This is a genomic window from Agrococcus sp. BE272, from assembly GCF_031457935.1.
GTDB lineage: Bacteria > Actinomycetota > Actinomycetes > Actinomycetales > Microbacteriaceae > Agrococcus > Agrococcus sediminis.
Genome location: NZ_JAVDXL010000002.1, coordinates 770,095 through 783,765 on the forward strand (window position 1 = coordinate 770,095; position 13,671 = coordinate 783,765).

A 13,671-nucleotide genomic window follows, 5' to 3' on the forward strand; every position below is an offset into this window, starting at 1 on the left:
GGCGTGCTGCCCGGAAAACCTGTGTGAGCGCCCGTCGGGCGCGCTGCGGGGAAGTCTACCCCACGAGCGCTGCGGGCTCAGGGCAGCACGACGCGCACCGCGAGCGCGACGAACGCGGCCGCCGCGACGAGCGTGCCGACGATCGCCGGCCAGCCGTGCGGCTGCACGCGGCGCCCGATGCGCGCGCCGAGCAGCACGACCGCCGTGAGGTAGAGGCCCGAGATCGCCTCGAGGATCAGCATCATCGCGAGCAGGTCGCCGAGCGGCGTCGGCGACGCCGGGTCGATGAACTGCACGAAGAACGACGCGAAGAAGAGGATCGCCTTCGGGTTGAGCAGGCTCGTGACGAGCGCCGTGCGGAAGGGCGCGAGCCGCGGGTGGGCGATGATCGGGTTGGGCGCGGTGGGCGGATGCGTCGGGTTCTCGGTCGCCGCGGGCTCGGCCCGGCGGGCCATGCGGGCGCGGATGCGCGCGACGGCGCTGCGCACGAGCCCGATCGCGAGCCAGCAGAGGTACAGGGCGCCGGCCCAGGTGAGCGCGGTGAAGACGACCGGGCTGGCCGAGAGCGCCTGGGCCGAGAGCACCGCGAGCACCATGAGCACCGCGTCGCCGAGGAAGACGCCCAGCATCGCGCGGAACCCGGCGCGCGTGCCGGCCCGCAGCGCGCTCGTCGCGACGTAGAGGCTGTTGGCGCCCGGCAGCAGCACGATCACGACTACGCCGGCGGTGAAGGCGGCGAGCGTCGCCGCGTCGAGGCTCACGCGCGCGCCCGACTGCCAGAATGGTGCGCAGGAGGCTCCATGAACCCGTCACGTCCTGCCCACATCACCGCGCCCGTCTGGCTGGGCGCGGTGCTCATCGTGACGGGGCTCGCGGGCCTGCTCGGCGCGTTCTCGCTCTCGGTGGAGCGCATCGAGCTGCTGCTGAACCCCGAGGCGGCGCTCAGCTGCGACCTCAACCCGTTCCTGTCGTGCTCGGGCGCGATGGAGTCGGAGCAGGGGCGCCTGTTCGGCTTCCCGAACCCGTTCCTCGGCCTCATGGCGTTCCCCGCGCCGATCCTCATGGGCGTGCTGACGCTCGGCCGCGTCGCGATGCCGCGCTGGGTGTGGACGGCCTTCTCGGTCGGCGTGCTCGGCGGCCTGGTGTTCGTGCTGTGGCTCGCGCAGCAGTCGATCTTCGTGCTCGGCTTCGTCTGCCCGTGGTGCTTCCTGGTCTGGATGGCGATGTACGCGATGGCGTTCCCGCTCTGGACGTGGGCCTTCGGCGCCGGCGCGCTCCCCGCGCCCGCGGGGTTGCGGCGCACCGCGGCGCGCTTCTCCTCGTGGGGCTGGGTGCTGTCGCTCGCGCTCGCCGTGGTCGTCGTGCTGACGATCATGGTCGTGCTGCCGGGCATCCCCCGGTTCCTGTTCGCCTTCTAGCGGCGGGGCGCCGGCGCGCTCAGCCGAACCAGAGCGCGAGCTCGCGCTCGGCCGACTCCTCCGAGTCGGAGCCGTGCACGAGGTTCTGCTGCACCTTGAGGCCCCAGTCGCGGCCGAGGTCGCCGCGGATCGTGCCGGGCGCGGCCGTCGTCGGGTCGGTCGTGCCGGCGAGCGAGCGGAAGCCCTCGATGACGCGATCGCCCTCGAGGCGGATCGCGACCGACGGGCCCGAGAGCATGAACTCGACGAGCGGCTCGAAGAACGGCTTGCCCTCGTGCTCGGCGTAGTGCTCCTCGAGGAGCGCGCGCTCGGGCTGCACCATGCGCAGGTCGGCGACGCGGTAGCCCTTGGCCTCGATGCGGGCCAGGATGGCCCCGGTCAGCTGGCGCTGGACGCCGTCGGGCTTGATGAGGACGAGGGTGCTCTGCATGCCTGCCAGCCTACCGACGCCGCACCGCGTCAGCTGCCGGGGGCGCCCCTCGGGTCGAGCCCCGCCGCGCGCCGCTGGCGCTCGATCCCGCGCGCCTTCACGAAGCAGAAGATCCACAGCCCGACGAGGATGAGCGCGACCACGCCCCACACCGGCTCGAAGGCCGTCAGCGCCGCGACGGCCGCCTGCACCGCGAGGCTCACGACCCAGCCCCACGGGTGCCGCAGCAGCGGCATCGTGGCGATGAGCAGCACGCCGACGACCGCGAACGCCGTCGGCGCCGGCCAGTCGCGCGTGACGCCCCAGGAGGCGAGCGCGCCGAACACGATGCCGGCCGCCTGCAGCCCGTGCACGATGCGCAGCAGCGACTCCATCGCGCCGCGCGCCGGGCGGGGCCGCCGCTCGCGGGGGCTCACCGCTGCTCCTCGTCGGTGACCTCGACGGTCGCCGCCTGCCGGCGCGCATCCGGCCGCACGAGCCAGCCCGCCTCTCGGGCGTGGCCGAGCACGTCGCCGAGCAGGGTGATCGAGCCGGTCACGACGACGGCGCCGCCGCGGTCTGCGGCGCTCTCGCGCGCGGCCTCGACCGCCGTGCCGAGCTCGGGCTCCACGAGCACGCGGTCGGCGCCGAGCACGGCGACCGCATGCCCGGCGAGGTCGTCGGCGGGCATGGCGCGCTCCGAGCGCGACTGCGTGACGACCACCTCGTCGATGACCGGCTCGAGCGCCTCGAGCACGCCCGTCGCGTCCTTGCCGACGAGCACGCCGAGCACGAGCGTGACCCGCTCGAGGCCGAAGAACTCCCCGAGCGCTGCCCGCAGCGCCGTCGCGCCGTGCGGGTTGTGCGCCGCGTCGAGGATCACGAGCGGCTGCGAGCCGATGACGTCGAGCCGGCCGGGCGAGGTCGCCGCGGCGAAGCCGTCGGCGAGCACCTGCGCGGTCATCGGCTGGCCGCCGCCGCCGAGGAACGCCTCGACCGCGACGAGCGCGAGCGCCGCGTTGGCCCCCTGGTGCGCGCCGAGCAGCGGCACGAGCTGGTCGATGTACTCGGCCGCGAGCCCGCGCACGGTGATGAGCTGGCCGCCCACAGCGACCGCCTGCGAGGAGAGGGCGAAGTCGCGCCCCTCGACGAGGAGGCGGGCGCCCACCTCTGCGGCGCGCGCCTCGAGCACCGCGAGCGCCTCGGGCGCCTGCGCCGCGCTCACGACGATCGCGTCGGGCTTGATGATGCCGGCCTTCTCGCGCGCGATCGCCTCGACCGTCGTGCCGAGCCGGTTCGTGTGGTCGAGGGCGATCGGCGTGATGACCGCGACGTCGCCGTCGGCGACGTTCGTGGAGTCCCACGTGCCGCCCATGCCGACCTCGAGCACCGCGACGTCGACCGGCGCATCCGCCATGATCGCGAGCGCGAGCACGGTGAACGCCTCGAAGAACGTGAGCCGCCGCTCGCCCGCCGCCTCGAGCTCGGCGTCGACCATCTCGAGGAACGGGGCGACGTCGTCGTAGCCGCGCGCGAACGCCTCGTCGGAGACGGGCTCGCCGTCGAGCATGATGCGCTCGTTGACCCGCTCGAGGTGCGGGCTCGTCAGCACGCCCGTGCGGAGCCCGTGCGCGCGCAGCAGCGCGTCGGCGATGCGGGCGGTCGAGCCCTTGCCGTTCGTGCCGGTGATGTGGATGACGCGGAAGGCCCGCTGCGGGTCGCCCAGCAGCTCGACCGCGCGCCGGGTCGCCTCGATGCGCGGCTCGACCGCCTGCTCGCCCGCGCGCGCCAGCAGCGCCTCGTAGGCGGCCTGCGCCGCCTCGCGGTGCTCGAGCGCCTCGAGGATCCGGTCGTCGATGCTGTCGTCGGCCATGCCAGCGCCGTCCTCCGTCATGCCTGCGTCCTCCGTCATGCCTGCGCCCTCTCGAGCGCGATCGCGAGCGGCGAGCCGTCGCCGACGCGGTGCGCCGTGCGCCCGTCGGCGAGCTCGCCCATCGTGTCGTCGACGCGCTCGAGCTCGAGCTCGAGCGCGAGGGTCTCCCCCATTACGAGCGCGCGGTTCGCCTCGAGCGCCGCGACGCCGTGCGCGTCGGAGCCGAGCCGCAGGCGGATGCGGTCGCTCACGTCGAGGCCGGCCTCCTTGCGCGCCTGCTGCACCGCCCGCACGACGTCGCGAGCGAGCCCCTCGGCCTCGAGCTCGGGCGTGGTCGCCGTGTCGAGCACGACGAAGCCGCCGCCGGGCAGGAAGCCCACCGCGGCCGTCTCGTCGGCCACCTCGAGCGCGAGCTCGAACTCGCCCTCGGCGAGCTCGATGCCGCCGGCGACGACGGTCTCGCCGTCGACCGACCAGTCGCCCGCGCGAGCGGCCTGGATGGCGCGCTGCACGTCCTTGCCGAGGCGCGGGCCGGCGGCGCGGGCGTTGACCTGCAGGCGCCGCGAGATGCCGTACCGCTCGAGCGCGTCGGGCCCCGCCTCCTCGAGCACGACCTCCCGCACGTTCAGCTCCTCCTGCAGCACCGCGCGGAACGGCGCCACGTCGACCGCGCCGACCACCGTCAGGGTGGGCAGCGGCAGCCTGACGCGCTTCCGCGCCTGCTTGCGCAGGGCGTTCCCGACGCTCGCGATGGCGCGCACCGCATCCATCTGCGCGACGAGCGCGTCGTCGGCGGGCAGCTCGTCGGCGTCGGGCCAGTCGGCCAGGTGCACCGAGCGGCCGCCGGTCAGGCCCTTCCAGACCTCCTCCGTCACGAGCGGCGAGAGCGGCGCGGCGAGCCGGGTGAGCGTCTCGAGCACCGTGTGCAGCGTGTCGAAGGCCTCGCTGCCGGAGCCGTCGGCGGCCACGCCCTGCCAGAAGCGGTCGCGCGAGCGGCGCACGTACCAGTTGGTGAGCACGTCGAGCAGCTCGCGCACCGCGAGCGTCGCGCCCGTCGCGTCGAGCCGGTCGAGGCTCTCGGTCGCGGTGACGACCGTCTCGCGCAGCTTCGCGAGGATGTAGCGGTCGAGCACGTCGGCGGATGCCGTGGAGCGCTTCGCGACGTAGGGCGCGCCGTCCTGCGCGCGGTTGGCGTAGGTGGCGAAGAAGTACCAGGTCGACCACAGCGGCAGGTGGAACTGGCGCAGCGCCTCGCGGATGCCCTCCTCCGAGACGACGAAGTTGCCGCCCCGCAGGATCGAGCCCTGCAGCAGGTTCCAGCGCACCGCATCCGACCCGTAGGCGTCGAACGACTCGTTGACGTCGGGGTAGTTGCGGCGCGACTTCGAGGCCTTGAAGCCGTCGTCGCCGAGGATGATGCCGTGGCTGATGACGTTCTCGAACGCCGGCCGCCCGAAGAGCGCCACCGAGAGCACGTGCAGCACGTAGAACCAGCCGCGCGTCTGCCCGATGTACTCGACGATGTAGTCGGCGGGGCTGTGGCTGTCGAACCACGCCTCGTTCTCGAACGGGTAGTGCACCTGCGCGAAGGGCATCGAGCCCGAGTCGAACCAGACGTCGAGCACGTCGGGGATGCGCCGCATCGTGCTGCGCCCCGTCGGGTCGTCGGGGTTCGGGCGCGTCAGCTCGTCGATCGCGGGCCGGTGCAGGTCGGTGGGGCGCACGCCGAAGTCGCGCTCGAGCTCGTCGAGCGAGCCGTACACGTCGACGCGCGGGTGGTTCGGGTCGTCGCTCTTCCACACCGGGATGGGGCTGCCCCAGTAGCGGTTGCGGCTGATCGACCAGTCGCGCGCGCCCTCGAGCCACTTGCCGAACTGCCCGTGCTTGACGTTCTCGGGCACCCAGGTGATCTGCTCGTTGGCGGCGAGCAGGTCGTCCTTGATCTCGGTGACCCGCACGAACCAGCTCGAGACGGCCTTGTAGATGAGCGGGTTCCGGCAGCGCCAGCAGTGCGGGTACGAGTGCACGTAGGAGGCCTGGCGCAGCACGCGGCCGGCGTCCTTCAGCAGCTTCGACAGCGGCTTGTTCGCGTCGAACACCTGCTGGCCGGCGACCGGCGCGACGACGTCGAGGAACCGGCCGCCGTCGTCGACGGAGAGGATGGTGGGGATGCCCGCGGCGTTCGAGACGCGCTGGTCGTCCTCGCCGTAGGCGGGCGCCTGGTGCACGATGCCGGTGCCCTCGCCGGTCGCGACGTAGTCGTCGACGAGGATCTGGAACGCGTGCTTGGTGCCCCACTCCTCGGCGTCGGCGAAGAAGTCGAACAGCGGCTCGTACCGCACCCCGGCGAGCTCGGCGCCGGGCATCGTGCGGACGATCGCCGCGACGGCGTCCTCGGCGGAGTCGTAGCCGAGGTCCTTGAAGTAGCCGGGCACCGTGGCGGTCGCGAGGAGGAAGGGGCCGTCGCCGGCGGTCGTGCCGTTCGGGCCGGCCGGCACGACGCCGTACTCGACCTCGGGGCCGACCGCGAGCGCGAGGTTCGTCGGCAGGGTCCACGGCGTCGTCGTCCACGCGAGCGCCGCGACGCCCGACAGGCCGAGCGCATCCGCCCGCTCGCCCGAGAACGGGAAGGTCGCGGTGAGCGTGGTGTCCTGGCGGTCCTGGTAGACGTCGTCGTCCATGCGCAGCTCGTGGTTCGACAGCGGCGTCTCGTCGCGCCAGCAGTACGGCAGCACGCGGTAGCCCTCGTACGCGAGGCCCTTGTCGTGCAGCGTCTTGAACGCCCAGATGACGCTCTCCATGTAGGTGATGTCGAGCGTCTTGTAGCCGCCCTCGAAGTCGACCCAGCGCGCCTGGCGGGTGACGTAGTCCTCCCACTCGTCGACGTACTGCAGCACCGACTCCTTCGCCTTCGCGTTGAAGACGTCGACGCCCATCGCCTCGATCTCGGCCTTCTCGGTGATGCCGAGCTGCTGCATCGCCTCGAGCTCGGCCGGCAGGCCGTGCGTGTCCCAGCCGAACACGCGCGGCACGTGCTTGCCGCGCATCGTCTGGAAGCGCGGGAAGACGTCCTTCGCGTAGCCGGTGAGCAGGTGGCCGTAGTGCGGCAGGCCGTTCGCGAACGGCGGGCCGTCGTAGAACACCCACTCCTGGCAGCCCTCGCGCTGCTCGAGCGAGGCGCGGAACGTGTCGTCGCCCTTCCAGAAGGCGAGGATGCCGCGCTCGAGCGCCGGGAGGTCGGGGCTCGCGACGACGGGCTGGTCGCCGGAGAGCGGGTAGCGGCGGGCTGGCTGGTCGGTCACGCTGGTCTCCTGCATCCTTCGGAACTCGGATGCGGGGACGCTCTCGCGCGGTACCACCCCGCTTGCGGAACCGTGCCCTTCAGCCGGATCCGCCGCTTCGTGCCCGTCGCCGAGCCAGCGGCTGTGACGGGCCTGCCCCGTTCGGATCTACTGCGCGGCTCGCGCCGCGGTTCTCCCGACCGCTCCCCGGTGATGGCCGGATCAGTGCGTGTGCCTGCGATCCTACCGCGCCTCGCCCCGCAGCGTCACGCTGCCGGCGCTCACGTCGACGTCGATCGTGGATGCCGCGCCCGCCTCGTCGGTGACGTCGATCGTCGCGTCGCCCGCCGAGGCGTCCTCGGTGACGTCGTAGGTGCCGTCGGGGATCGCGAGCTCGACGCTGCCGGCGCTCGCCGACGCGACGATCGCGTCGGGCTGGTCGCCGGTGAGCGCGCCCACGATGCGGCCGGCGCTCACCTGCAGGTCGACGGTGCGCGCATCCGCGAGGTCGAGGCGCGCCTCGCCGGCCGACACGTCGAGGTCGAGCGAGGCAGCGGCGCCTGCGAGCTCGGCCGATCCGGCGCTGAGCTCGACGACCACGGCGCCCCAGGAGCCGTCGGCCTCGAGGCTGCCGGCGGCGACCGACGCCTCGAGGTCGAGCTCGTCGCGCTCGAGCGCGGCCGGCAGCGTCAGCACCGCCCGCTCCTCGCCGGCGCGGTCGGCGAACATGATGCCGAAGCCGAACCACCGCCAGCGTCGGTCGGCGTCGACGACGAGCGCGTCGCCACTGCGCTCGAGCCGCCACTGCTGCACGGGACCGCCGTCGGTCGTGACGTCGAGGGTCGCCTCGTCGACGTCGGCGTAGCGCACCTGGAAGGCGGCCGCCGAGGTGTCGATGCGCAGCGCCGCGACGCCGTCGGCGTCGGCCGTCCAGCTCTGGCTGGTGGCGGCGTGGGCGGCGACGCCGCGCACGACGCCGCCGCCGATCGCGTACACGGCCCCGAGCGAGCCGAGCACGATGAGCAGCACGCTGAGCCAGCGGCCGGGACGGGAGGGGGTCGTGATGGTCATCGGATGCCTCCGGGGGCGTCGGGAGCGCCGCCGCCGGTGCGGGGCGCGTCGAGGTGGGCGAGCACGGCGAGCACGCGGCGGTTGCCGTCCTCGGGCTCGAGCTCGAGCTTCTGGAAGACCGCGGTGATGTGCTTCTCGACACTGCCCGCGGAGACGTAGAGGCGGTCGGCGATCGCCTGGTTGGACGCGCCCTCCGCCATGAGCGCGAGCACCTGGCGCTCGCGAGGGGTGAGGCGCTCGGTGCGCGCGTCGCGGCGGCGCCGGGCGAGCAGCTGGCTGACGACCTCCGGGTCGAGCACCGTGCCGCCCGCGGCGACCTGCTCGACGGCGGCGAGGAAGTCGCGCACGTCGGCGACGCGGTCCTTGAGCAGGTAGCCGAAGCCGGCGGGGCCGCTCGCGATGAGGTCGGCCGCGTAGCGCTCCTCGACGTACTGCGACAGCACCAGGACGCGCGGGCGGTCGCCGCGGCCGCGGATGCCGATCGCGGCGAGGATGCCCTCGTTGGTGCGAGTCGGCGGCATCCGCACGTCGAGGATCGCGAGATCCGGGTCGGCGGCGGCGATCGCGGCCTCGAGCGCGGTGGCGTCGGGCAGCTGCGCGACCACGTCGTGGCCGGCGTCGGTGAGGAGGCGGGCGATGCCCTCGCGGAGCAGCACGCTGTCCTCGCAGATCAGGATGCGCACGGGACGTCCACCTCGATCGCGGTCGGGCCCCCGACGGGGCTGGTCAGGGTGAGGGCGCCGCCGACGCCCGCCACGCGGTGCGCGAGGCCGTCGATGCCGCCGCCGGGCTGGCGCTCGGCGCCGCCGATGCCGTCGTCCTCGACGCGCGCCCAGAGCGACGGCGGGGCGTCGGCGGGCTGGCGGGTGCGGATGGCGACGCGGATTCGGCTGGCGCGCGCGTGCTTGTGGGCGTTCGTGAGCGCCTCGGCGATCGCGAAGTAGACCGCGGTCTCGGCGTCGCGCGAGCAGCGGCGCTCGATGCGCGCGTCGACCTCGACCGGGATGGCGCTGCGGGCGGCGAGCGCCGACACCGCCGCGTCGAGCCCCCGGTCGTCGAGCACGGCGACGTGGATGCCGCGGGCCAGCTGCCGCAGCTCGGTGACGGCCGCCTTCGACGACGCGTGGGCCTCGTCGATGAGCCGGCGCGCGCCCTCGGGGTCGGTGTCGATGCGGTCGCGTGCCATGCCGAGCTGCATCGCGATCGACACGAGCCGCGGCTGCACCCCGTCGTGGAGGTCGCGCTCGATCCGGGTGCGGTCGAGGTCGGCGGCGCGCACGGCGCCGTGGCGGCGCTCGCGCTCGGCGCGCGCCTCCTGCTCGAGCCGCGCGCGGTCGTCGGGCACGAGCAGCCCGAGGGTCACGTTGCGGTGGGCGATGGCGAGGCCGATCGTGCCCGCGACGCCGGCGGCGAGGGCGACGAGGCCGAGCAGCGGCGCCCACTCGACGGGGGCTGCGAGCGAGGTGAGCGGGATGGTCACGGTCTCGGCGTCGCCGAGGCCGGCGAGCGCGAGCGGGACGCCGAGCCCGACGAGCGACAGCAGCGGCAGCGTGAACGCGCCGAACAGGCTCGCGAGGAAGAAGCTGAGCAGCGCCCGCCAGTGCGCGCCGTCGGAGACGATGCGCAGCAGCGTGTGCGGCACCCGCAGCCAGTCGGTGCGGCCGGAGCGCCGCAGCACCGCCGGCGGCACGGGTGCGCCGTAGAGGCCGGCGACGCGCTCGCGCTCGAACCACGCGAACGCGAAGACGGCCAGGATCGCGAGCGCGAGCAGCAGCACGCCGACGAGCACGACGAGCGTCGCGACCCCGGTGCCGGCGAGGATGACGATGCCCGAGAGCGCGGGCAGGCCGACGGCGCCGAGGAGCGCGAGGTGCGCGATGGTCGCGAGCAGGGGGCGGATGCGGTGCATGGCTCCACGCTAGGACCGGGCCGAGCGCGCGGCACGGGGGATGCGCGCCGCACCTGCGGGGGCTATCCCCCGGTGGCCTCCCGCCGTGGCCCCACGCCGTCGCCACAGCGCCCGGCGGTACCCTCGGCGCATGATCGACACCCGCACGAGATCCCGAGCGCCGCGCACCGCCGCGGCCGCGCTGCTCGCGGCCGCCGCCCTGCTGCTCGCCGGCTGCGGCAGCGCGCCGGCGCCCGCGCCGACCGCCTCGCAGGCGCCGGCCGAGTCGGGCGGCGCGGGCGAGCAGTCGCAGGCGCAGCAGTGCGCGCAGGTGATGGCCGACGTGCAGGCGATCGCGACCGACGTCGGCCGGGTCGGCGAGCTGCTCGCCGCGAACCCGCTGCAGGCGCTCGCGCTGCTCGCCGACGTCTCGGGCCGCGTGGGCGACCTGCAGACGAGCGTGAGCGACCCGGCGCTGCTCGAGCGCATCGGCGAGATCCAGGCCGGCTGGGAGGCGCTGCTGGCCGAGGCCGAGTCGTCGCTCGCCGCGGGCGACCCGGCCGGCGTCGAGCGGGTCACTGCGGGAGTGACGGAGCTGCTCGAGCAGGTCTCGTCGCTGCAGGAGTTCTGCGCGGGCACGGCATGAGCGCCCGCACCGCCCGCGGCGCGCAGGGCGCCCTGCTGGTCGCGCTCGCGCTGCTCACGACCGGATGCGTGATCCTCCCGCCGCCGCTGCCGACGGCCGCCCCGCCCGTCGTCGCGACGCCGACCGCGACGCCCTCGGCCTCGAGCACCGCCGAGCCGACCCCCACGCCGACCGCGACCGAGGCCGCGCCGAGCGAACCCGCACCGAGCGAGCCGCAGCCGACGGCCGAGGAGTGCGCCGCCGCCGACCAGGCGCTCGCGGCGATCGTCGAGCGCGCGACCGAGGTGCTCGACGCCGTGCCCGCGGAGGGCAGCCCCGACTGGGCGGCGGCCGACGCCGTCGTCGCCGACCTGCCCGTCATGCGCGACGCGTTCATCGCCGAGACCACGAGCCCGGCGCTCGCCGAGAGCTTCCGGGAGCTCGACCAGCCGATCGCCGACCTCACCGAGGCCGTCGCATCGCGCAACGACCTGAGCGTCACGATCCTCTCCCCCATCGTGGCGCTCGCGGCGCCCTCGGCGCTGCTGCCCTGCGCCGGCGTGCTCTGACGCCGGCGTCGGCCGCCGCTCGTACGCTGGGCGCATGCAGGCTCCCCTCCTCGCGACGCTCGACGGCAGGCTCGTCGACGTCGCGCATCCGATCGTCCGCGCCGACGACCTCGGCGTCGTGCGCGGCGACGGCGTCTTCGACGCCACCCTCGTGCGCCTCGGCGCCGACGGCGCGCCCCACGTGCGCGATCAGCAGTCGCACCTCGACCGGCTCGAGCGCAGCGCGGCCATCCTGCAGCTGCCGGCCCCCGACCGCGCCGGCTTCGAGCGCGCGATCGACGCGCTCGTCGCCGCGTGGGACTTCGCCGCGCACCCCGAGGCGCTGATCCGGCTCGTGCTCACGCGCGGGCCCGAGTCGGGCGGCGACCCGACGGCCTTCGCGCTCATGGCGCCGCTGGCCGCATCCGCGGTCCGCGAGCGCGAGCAGGGCGTCGCGATCACGCTCCTCGGCCGCGGGCACGACGGCGACGAGGTCGCCGCGATGCCATGGCTGCTGCCGGGCGCGAAGAGCCTCTCGTACTCCATCAACATGGCGGCGAAGCGGCACGCGCTGCAGCACGGCTTCGACGACGTCGTCTTCGTCGCGCCGTCCGGCGCGCTCCTCGAGGGGCCCACCTCGACGCTCGTCATCGACCGCGGCGGCCGGCTGCTGACGCCGAAGCAGGACGGCATCCTCGCCTCCATCACGCTCGAGCAGCTCATGCGCGACGCGCCGCCGGAGATGCAGGTGGCGTTCGCGTCGCTCACGCCCGACGACCTGCGGGCCGCAGACGGCGCCTGGCTGCTGTCGTCGGGCCGGCTGCTCGCGACGGTCACGAGCGTCGACGGCGAGCCGCTCCCCCGCTCGCCGCTCGACGCCGAGCTGCGCCGCGTGCTCGACGTCTGAGGCGACCGAGGCGTCTCGGGCGGCAGAGCGCCCGCGGCGTCAGCCGAGGCGCTCGACCTGGGCGCGCAGCAGCTGCTCGACCGCCTCGGGCGGCGCCACCTGGTGCACCACCGCGACGAGCAGGGCGCCATGCGCGTCCGCCTCGACGATGAGGGATGCGACGGGTCCGGTGAGCAGGACCATGGCGGTGTGCGCGCCGTCGCCGGTGCCGAGCGCGCCGGCCTCGGCGACCTCGCCGTCGCACGCGATGCCGAGGGCGTGCAGGGCGGTCGCGGCCCCGGCGGCCGCCGCCTCGGAGCCGTACCGCAGCAGCACCACGTTCATGGGGCCGCCGGGCGCAGGCTCGGCCGCGAGCGCCACGAGCGCGGCCTCGGTCGCCGCGCCGTCGACGGCGTCGGCGGCCGCGGCGCAGTCGCCGCCGATGCTGCGCGCGACGCCGAGGTGCGCGATCGCGTCAGCGGGCTCGACCTCGGCGGAGGGCGCGAGCCGCGTCCAGGCCGCCTCGGCCTCGCCGTCCGGACCGCTCCAGCGCAGCGGAGGCAGCGCCGCGGGGTCGAGGAGCAGGTCGAGCAGCGCGGCGGACTCAGCGGGATCGGGGCTCGGCGTCGGTCTCGGCCCGGGAGGCGTCGTGGGAGCGGGCGTCCCGACGGGTGCGGCGGAGGGCTCGGGCTCCGGGTCCGGCACTGCTGGCGGCGAGGCGGTGGGCGCTCCGTCGTAGTGCACGGTCGGCGCGGTCGGCCGCGGCACCCCCTCCGGCTGGCCCACCGGGCCCGCGAGCGGCGGGGAGACGACGGAGGCGTCCTGCGTCGGCAGCGGCGGTGGCGGCGAGACGGTGACGGGCGGCGGCGCCGTCGGCCCGCACCCGGCGACCGCCGCGCCCGTGATGAGGACCGCGGCGGCGGTCAGGATGCGAGACCCGCGCCTCATGGGGGACATGATCCGCCCCGATGGCGGCGAGCGCGAGAGGCGCGGCGTCAGACCGCCGGATCGTTGTGGATCCGTGATGCAGCGGCGATCGGCTCGAGCGCGGCGCGCACAGCCTGCGCCGCGGGCGGGCGGCCCGGCTCATGCGTCCATGCGACGAGCGCCGCGCACGCGGCGGCGACGATGGCGACCGGCGCCACCGCCGCCGCCGCCGCCTCCGGCAGCGCGTCGCGCTCGAGCGCGAGCGCGAGTGCGGCGCGGTCGACGAGCGGCTGCAGGTGCGCGGCGGCGCCGTCGCGCAGGGCCGGCTCCGCGCCCATCGCCGCCGCGTCGCGCAGGGCGGTCGGTGGCGTCGTGCCCCACGGCTGCACCGCGTGCGCGATGGCGTCGACGAGCCGGGCCAGCGCGTCCCGCTGCGGCACCGCATCCGCAGCGCCCTGCTCGAGCGCGTCGGCGGCACGCGCGATCGCCGCGTCGAGCGCGACCCAGAGCGCGTCGGCCTTCGAGGCGCAGTAGCTGAAGACGGTGCCGCGGGAGACGCCGGCGCGGCGCGCGATGTCGTCGACGCTCACCGCGTCGTAGCCCGCCTCGAGGAACAGCTCGAGGGCGGCCTCGTGGATCGTCGCGGCGTCGGATGCGCGCGGTCGTCCTGGGCCTCGCCTCGATGCCATGGGAATCCTCTCTCGCCGCTAATGTTGCACCCGGTACGACAACGAGCGCCACCCGG

14 protein-coding genes are annotated in these 13,671 nt (G+C 75.1%); 4 read left to right on the forward strand and 10 right to left on the reverse strand.

The window, feature by feature from the left end:
* Window positions 1-77 precede the first annotated feature (77 nt).
* Entirely contained in the window at window positions 78-761 is a 684-nt protein-coding gene (leuE, locus tag J2X49_RS10160; RefSeq protein ID WP_310125653.1) for a leucine efflux protein LeuE, read from the reverse strand.
* A gap of 39 nt (window positions 762-800) precedes the next feature.
* Here leuE and J2X49_RS10165 point away from each other — a divergent pair, with 39 nt between their 5' ends.
* A complete protein-coding gene (locus J2X49_RS10165) occupies window positions 801-1,418 on the forward strand; it encodes a vitamin K epoxide reductase family protein (protein ID WP_310125656.1) in 618 nt (205 codons plus the stop codon).
* Between the two features lie 19 nt (window positions 1,419-1,437).
* Here J2X49_RS10165 and ndk read toward each other — a convergent pair whose 3' ends face one another.
* The 7 genes from ndk to J2X49_RS10200 form a co-directional block, all read right to left on the reverse strand.
* Window positions 1,438-1,848, reverse strand: coding sequence for a nucleoside-diphosphate kinase (gene ndk, locus J2X49_RS10170; protein WP_128189730.1), 411 nt, complete (start codon window positions 1,846-1,848; stop codon window positions 1,438-1,440).
* Window positions 1,849-1,877: 29 nt separating this feature from the next.
* Window positions 1,878-2,264, reverse strand: a complete 387-nt coding sequence (locus J2X49_RS10175; protein ID WP_310125659.1) for a DUF4233 domain-containing protein — start codon at window positions 2,262-2,264, stop codon at window positions 1,878-1,880.
* A complete protein-coding gene (locus tag J2X49_RS10180) occupies window positions 2,261-3,700 on the reverse strand; it encodes a folylpolyglutamate synthase/dihydrofolate synthase family protein (RefSeq protein WP_310126041.1) in 1,440 nt (479 codons plus the stop codon). Before J2X49_RS10180 ends, J2X49_RS10175 begins: the two co-directional genes overlap by 4 nt.
* 35 nt (window positions 3,701-3,735) lie before the next feature.
* Entirely contained in the window at window positions 3,736-7,017 is a 3,282-nt protein-coding gene (ileS, locus tag J2X49_RS10185; protein WP_396131228.1) for an isoleucine--tRNA ligase, read from the reverse strand.
* Between the two features lie 207 nt (window positions 7,018-7,224).
* Window positions 7,225-8,052: a DUF4097 family beta strand repeat-containing protein gene (locus tag J2X49_RS10190; RefSeq protein ID WP_310125664.1), complete on the reverse strand. Its 828-nt coding sequence runs from the start codon at window positions 8,050-8,052 to the stop codon at window positions 7,225-7,227.
* Window positions 8,049-8,735 (reverse strand): response regulator transcription factor, encoded by a 687-nt coding sequence (locus J2X49_RS10195; RefSeq protein WP_310125667.1) that lies wholly within the window; start codon window positions 8,733-8,735, stop codon window positions 8,049-8,051. The genes J2X49_RS10190 and J2X49_RS10195 overlap by 4 nt, the downstream gene beginning before the upstream one ends.
* Window positions 8,723-9,961, reverse strand: a complete 1,239-nt coding sequence (locus J2X49_RS10200) for a histidine kinase (protein WP_310125670.1) — start codon at window positions 9,959-9,961, stop codon at window positions 8,723-8,725. The genes J2X49_RS10195 and J2X49_RS10200 overlap by 13 nt, the downstream gene beginning before the upstream one ends.
* Before the next feature lie 130 nt (window positions 9,962-10,091).
* On the opposite strand from J2X49_RS10200, the gene J2X49_RS10205 reads away from it, so the two are divergent.
* From J2X49_RS10205 to J2X49_RS10215, 3 genes are read left to right on the forward strand one after another with little or no spacing between them, the layout of a single operon-like run.
* Window positions 10,092-10,586: a hypothetical protein gene (locus J2X49_RS10205; protein ID WP_310125672.1), complete on the forward strand. Its 495-nt coding sequence runs from the start codon at window positions 10,092-10,094 to the stop codon at window positions 10,584-10,586.
* Window positions 10,583-11,134, forward strand: a complete 552-nt coding sequence (locus J2X49_RS10210) for a hypothetical protein (RefSeq protein WP_310125675.1) — start codon at window positions 10,583-10,585, stop codon at window positions 11,132-11,134. Before J2X49_RS10205 ends, J2X49_RS10210 begins: the two co-directional genes overlap by 4 nt.
* Window positions 11,135-11,168: 34 nt before the next feature.
* Window positions 11,169-12,020 (forward strand): aminotransferase class IV, encoded by an 852-nt coding sequence (locus J2X49_RS10215; protein WP_310125678.1) that lies wholly within the window; start codon window positions 11,169-11,171, stop codon window positions 12,018-12,020.
* A 39-nt stretch (window positions 12,021-12,059) separates the two neighbouring features.
* Here the strand turns inward: J2X49_RS10215 and J2X49_RS10220 are convergent, their stop codons facing one another.
* Both J2X49_RS10220 and J2X49_RS10225 read right to left on the reverse strand, forming a co-directional pair.
* Window positions 12,060-12,947, reverse strand: coding sequence for a hypothetical protein (locus J2X49_RS10220; RefSeq protein ID WP_310125681.1), 888 nt, complete (start codon window positions 12,945-12,947; stop codon window positions 12,060-12,062).
* Window positions 12,948-12,994: 47 nt separating this feature from the next.
* A complete protein-coding gene (locus J2X49_RS10225) occupies window positions 12,995-13,615 on the reverse strand; it encodes a helix-turn-helix domain-containing protein (protein ID WP_310125683.1) in 621 nt (206 codons plus the stop codon).
* Window positions 13,616-13,671 lie beyond the last annotated feature (56 nt).

Bases quoted from the DNA above. Each gene is read 5' to 3' on its own strand.
- J2X49_RS10190 (WP_310125664.1), bottom strand. From the start codon at position 8,052: ATGACCATCACGACCCCCTCCCGTCCCGGCCGCTGGCTCAGCGTGCTG.
- J2X49_RS10210 (WP_310125675.1), top strand. From the start codon at position 10,583: ATGAGCGCCCGCACCGCCCGCGGCGCGCAGGGCGCCCTGCTGGTCGCG.
- ndk (WP_128189730.1), bottom strand. From the start codon at position 1,848: ATGCAGAGCACCCTCGTCCTCATCAAGCCCGACGGCGTCCAGCGCCAG.
- ileS (WP_396131228.1), bottom strand. From the start codon at position 7,017: ATGCAGGAGACCAGCGTGACCGACCAGCCAGCCCGCCGCTACCCGCTC.
- J2X49_RS10180 (WP_310126041.1), bottom strand. From the start codon at position 3,700: ATGGCCGACGACAGCATCGACGACCGGATCCTCGAGGCGCTCGAGCAC.
- J2X49_RS10225 (WP_310125683.1), bottom strand. From the start codon at position 13,615: ATGGCATCGAGGCGAGGCCCAGGACGACCGCGCGCATCCGACGCCGCG.
- J2X49_RS10220 (WP_310125681.1), bottom strand. From the start codon at position 12,947: ATGAGGCGCGGGTCTCGCATCCTGACCGCCGCCGCGGTCCTCATCACG.
- J2X49_RS10215 (WP_310125678.1), top strand. From the start codon at position 11,169: ATGCAGGCTCCCCTCCTCGCGACGCTCGACGGCAGGCTCGTCGACGTC.
- J2X49_RS10165 (WP_310125656.1), top strand. From the start codon at position 801: ATGAACCCGTCACGTCCTGCCCACATCACCGCGCCCGTCTGGCTGGGC.
- J2X49_RS10200 (WP_310125670.1), bottom strand. From the start codon at position 9,961: ATGCACCGCATCCGCCCCCTGCTCGCGACCATCGCGCACCTCGCGCTC.
- J2X49_RS10205 (WP_310125672.1), top strand. From the start codon at position 10,092: ATGATCGACACCCGCACGAGATCCCGAGCGCCGCGCACCGCCGCGGCC.